We start from the raw sequence: 4393 nt of genomic DNA, 5'->3' as shown, positions 1-4393 counted from the left end.
CGGGGATCGCCAACAAGCTCGGCGCCCGGTTCGCGGTCGCCACCCTCGCCGCGGTGAGCGGTTCCGGGCTCGACGCCCGGGTCGTGGGAAATCCGGTGAGGCGGGCGGTGGCCGGTCTCGACCGGCGTGCCCTCCGAGCGGAGGCCCGGGCGGCCTTCGGACTGGACCCCGACGCGCCGACCGTGCTGGTCGTGGGCGGATCCCAGGGGGCGCGGTCCCTCAACGCCTCGATGTCCGCGGTGGCACAGGAGTTCTCCGACTCCGGGGTCGGGGTGCTCCACGCAGTGGGACCCAAGAACCTCGGTGACGCACCGACCGTGGTCGGGGACGGCCCCGCCTACGTGACGGTGCCGTATCTGGACCGGATGGACCTGGCGTACGCGGCCGCCGACCTGATCCTGTGCCGGTCCGGTGCGATCACGGTGGCCGAGGTGTCCGCGGTGGGGCTCCCCGCCGTGTTCGTCCCGCTCCCACACGGCAACGGGGAGCAGGCCCTCAACGCCCGCGACCTGGTCGCGGGTGGGGCGGCGTTGCTCGTCGAGGACGCCGCGCTCACCCCGGACCACCTGCGGTCCACCGTCCTGCCACTCGCACTGGACCGGGAGCGTCTGGACACCATGTCCGCGGCCGCCGTCAGCGGTGGCTCACGAGATGCGGCGGAGGTCGTGGCGCGCATCGCGCTCGACGCCGCCGGGAAGGCCCGGCGTTGACCGAGAGCACCACACCGCAAGCCCGACCCACCGGGGACGACGTCACGGCGGGGTCCGTTCCCGCCACCCTGACCCGGGTCCACATGATCGGCATCGGGGGCGCGGGCATGTCCGCCGTCGCGCGGATCCTGCTCGACCACGGTGTGGCGGTCTCGGGAAGCGACGCCAGGGATTCGGCGGACCTCCGGGCGCTGGAGGCGCGCGGCGCGGTGGTCCGGGTCGGCCACGACGCATCGGCGCTGGACGCGCTCGACGCCCCGCCGCAGATCGTGGTGGTCTCCAAGGCCGCGATCCCCGCGGACAACCCCGAGCTGGTCGCGGCCCGGGCCGCCGGGATACCCGTGGTCACCCGCTCCCGGGTCCTGGGTCACCTCGCCCGTGCCGGTCGCTCGATCATGGTGTGCGGCACGCACGGGAAGACCTCCACGACGTCGATGCTGATCGCCGGCATGCTCGCCGCCGGTGCGGACCCGTCCTTCGCGGTGGGGGGCACCGTCCTGCAGTACGGCACCAACGCCCACGGCGGGGCCGACCCGGTGTTCGTGGCCGAGGCCGACGAGTCCGACGGCTCACTGGTGCACTACGAGCCCGACGTGGTGATCCTGACCAACGCCGAGCCCGACCATCTCGACCACTTCGGCACCGCCGAGGCGTACTTCGAGGTCTTCGACACCTTCCTCGCCCGGATCCCGGACACCGGCGTCCTGGTGGTCTGCCTGGACGACGCGGGAGCGGCCGAGCGCGCGCGCCGGGCGGCGTCCGTGGGGGTGCGGGTGGTGGGGTACCGCACCACGGCCGGCCCCACGACCGACCTTCCGGTGGTGGGTGAACTCGACGGGATCGAGGTCGACTCGGGCGGGACCCGGGCCGGGCTCACGTTGGACGGGCGGTCTCGTGGCGACCTCCACGTGGGGACCCCGGGCCGACACATGGCGCTCAACGCGCTCGCCGCTCTCCTGGCCGCCCGGGAGGTCGCCGGGGACGCCGGGATCGACGTCGACCACGTCCTGTCCGGTCTGTCCGGATTCGGGGGAGTGGGGCGTCGGTTCGAACCCAAGGGCACGGTCGCGGTCCAGGGTGGACTGGTGCGGGTGTTCGACGACTACGCGCACCATCCGACCGAGGTCAGGGCGGTCCTGAGCGCCGGGCGGGAGATCGTCGCCTCGGACGGTGGCCGCCTGATCGCGGTCTTCCAGCCCCACCTCTACTCCCGCACCCGCATCTTCGCCGAGGAGTTCGGGCGGGCGTTGTCCCTGGCCGACGAGGTGGTGGTGCTCGACGTGTACGGCGCGCGCGAGCAACCCGAGGAGGGCGTCGACGGCGGCCTCGTCACCCGCCACGTGAGCTCGCCGGCCCACCACGTCCCCGACCTCGACACCGCCCTGTCCACGGTGCTCGGGATCATCCGGCCGGACGACGTGGTCTTCACGCTCGGGGCCGGAGACATCACCACGCTCGGCCCGAGGATCGTCGCCGGGCCCGCGGGGAGCGGGACGGGGTCATGACGAGGCCGACGCCGTGAAGGGGGCTCAGCGGTGACCGACGAGCCACGCGACCACCCGACGGACCCGGCGGATCCGACGGACCCGCTGGACCAGGCGGCCTCGGACGACCCGGACCGGAGACTCGCCGCGGCGGCCGTCCGTAGCTCGGACGAGCGGGTGCGTCACTCCGACCCCGCGGTGCGGGCCACGCTGCGCAGGCGACGTCGCCGCACCAACCGCATCTATGTGGGGCTCGGTGTGGCGCTGGTCGTCCTCCTGGTGGGATACATCGCGCTGTACTTCCTGCCGGTGTTCTCCGTCCGGGAGGTCCGGGTCGTCGGGACCCGGACCATTCCCGTGGAGGCGGTGACCGAGCGCGCGGCGGTGTCCCCCGGGACCCCGCTGCTCCAGGTGGACACCCACGCGGTGGCGCGCCGCGTGGCGGGGATCCCGAGGGTGGACCAGGTCACGGTCACGCGGGACTACCCGTCGACCCTGCGGATCGAGCTGATCGAGCGCACCGCCCTGGTCGTGGTCGAGGTCGACGGCGCCCGGCACCTGGTGGACGGGCAGGGCATCGACTTCGGGCAGGGGGACCCGCCTCCCGGAACCCCGGAGCTCACCGTGGGGGACGGCGCACGCTCCGACCTGCCCGGGATCGTCCGGGACCTGTCGACGGTCTTCGCCGAGGTCCGGGGGACCGCGGGGCAGGAGATCGCGTCCGTCGAGGTGGAGAGTCCGGCGTCGATCGTCCTCACCCTCGTCGACGGGCGCACCGTGGAGTGGGGGGCCGCGGGTCGCGACCACGAGAAGGCGGTCGCCCTGCAGATGGTCCTCGAGCAACCCGGGCAGGTCTGGAACGTCTCCAATCCGGCGTTGCCGGCCTCACGGTAGACCGACACGCCCGCGAGCCTCGTGGACGTGCGGGGCCGGTGCCCCTACCGTGTGATCCGACGGCGGAAACCGCCTCTGACCAGCAACTTTAACCCTCAAGTAGAGGGTGAGAGTTAGGCGAGAGTCTTTCGTCGAGACAGCATGCAACCGAGCACGACACCCCCAAAGGAAGGCCGGGCCTCGATGAGCTCACCGCACAACTACCTCGCAGTCATCAAGGTCGTCGGAATCGGGGGCGGCGGTGTCAACGCCGTGAACAGGATGATCGACGAGGGCCTCAAGGGCGTCGAGTTCATCGCGGTGAACACCGATGCGCAGGCTCTGCTCATGTCCGACGCCGACGTCAAGCTCGACGTCGGTCGCGAACTCACCCGCGGCCTCGGTGCCGGCGCCGACCCGGAGGTCGGGCGCAAGGCGGCGGAGGACCACAAGGACGAGATCGAGGAGGTCCTCAAGGGCGCGGACATGGTCTTCGTCACGGCCGGGGAGGGCGGCGGTACCGGCACCGGTGGCGCGCCGGTCGTCGCGGCCATCGCGCGTAAGCTCGGCGCGCTCACCGTCGGCGTCGTGACCCGCCCGTTCTCCTTCGAGGGCAAGCGTCGCGGGGGACAGGCCGAGGCGGGGATCGAGGGCCTGCGCGAGGCCTGCGACACCCTGATCGTGATCCCCAACGACCGCCTGCTCCAGCTCGGGGACGCCGGCGTGTCCATGATGGAGGCCTTCAAGACCGCCGACGAGGTCCTCCTCAACGGCGTCCAGGGGATCACCGACCTCATCACCACCCCCGGCGTGATCAACGTCGACTTCGCCGACGTCAAGGGCGTCATGTCCGGGGCCGGCAGCGCGCTCATGGGGATCGGCTCCTCGCGGGGCGAGGGTCGGGCGTACAAGGCCGCGGAGGCCGCCATCAACTCGCCGCTCCTGGAGACCACGATGGAGGGCGCCAAGGGTGTACTCATGTCGATCGCCGGCGGCAGCGACCTGGGTCTGTTCGAGATCAACGAGGCCGCGACCCTCGTCCAGGAGGAGGCGCACCCCGACGCCAACATCATCTTCGGCACCGTCGTCGACGACTCGCTCGGCGACGAGGTGCGGGTGACCGTCATCGCCGCCGGGTTCGAGGGCGGCTCCCGGCAGTCCTCCGGTGCGGGTCAGTCGCGGCGCGGCCGCCACCACCTCGACGACGACGAGGTCCCCGGCGCCTCCGGCGACACCGGCGGTGCCTCCGGGCTCGGATCGACCCCTCTCGACGGCGGGCGTCGCGAGGAGCGCCGTGAGTCGGCTCAGGCCGGCGCCGGTACCCAG

At 72.5% G+C, this 4393-nt stretch carries 4 protein-coding genes; all 4 read left to right on the top strand.

Annotated features, from left to right (window positions below; all coding sequences use genetic code 11):
• The coding region (locus G6028_RS06420) for a UDP-N-acetylglucosamine--N-acetylmuramyl-(pentapeptide) pyrophosphoryl-undecaprenol N-acetylglucosamine transferase (RefSeq protein ID WP_277817579.1) at nt 1-710 on the top strand (710 nt) is incomplete at its 5' end.
• A gap of 83 nt (nt 711-793) precedes the next feature.
• Nucleotides 794-2215 (top strand): UDP-N-acetylmuramate--L-alanine ligase, encoded by a 1422-nt coding sequence (murC, locus tag G6028_RS06415; RefSeq protein ID WP_241730592.1) that lies wholly within the window; start codon nt 794-796, stop codon nt 2213-2215.
• Nucleotides 2216-2245: 30 nt separating this feature from the next.
• A complete protein-coding gene (locus G6028_RS06410) occupies nt 2246-3088 on the top strand; it encodes a cell division protein FtsQ/DivIB (RefSeq protein ID WP_182610677.1) in 843 nt (280 codons plus the stop codon).
• 183 nt (nt 3089-3271) lie between these two features.
• A partial coding sequence (gene ftsZ / locus G6028_RS06405; protein ID WP_182658368.1) for a cell division protein FtsZ occupies nt 3272-4393 on the top strand: 1122 nt, incomplete at its 3' end.

Origin of the sequence: Dietzia cercidiphylli, assembly GCF_014145145.1 — a bacterium.
In the GTDB taxonomy this organism is placed as follows: domain Bacteria; phylum Actinomycetota; class Actinomycetes; order Mycobacteriales; family Mycobacteriaceae; genus Dietzia; species Dietzia natronolimnaea.
This window is presented reverse-complemented; position numbering and strand designations above follow the sequence as displayed.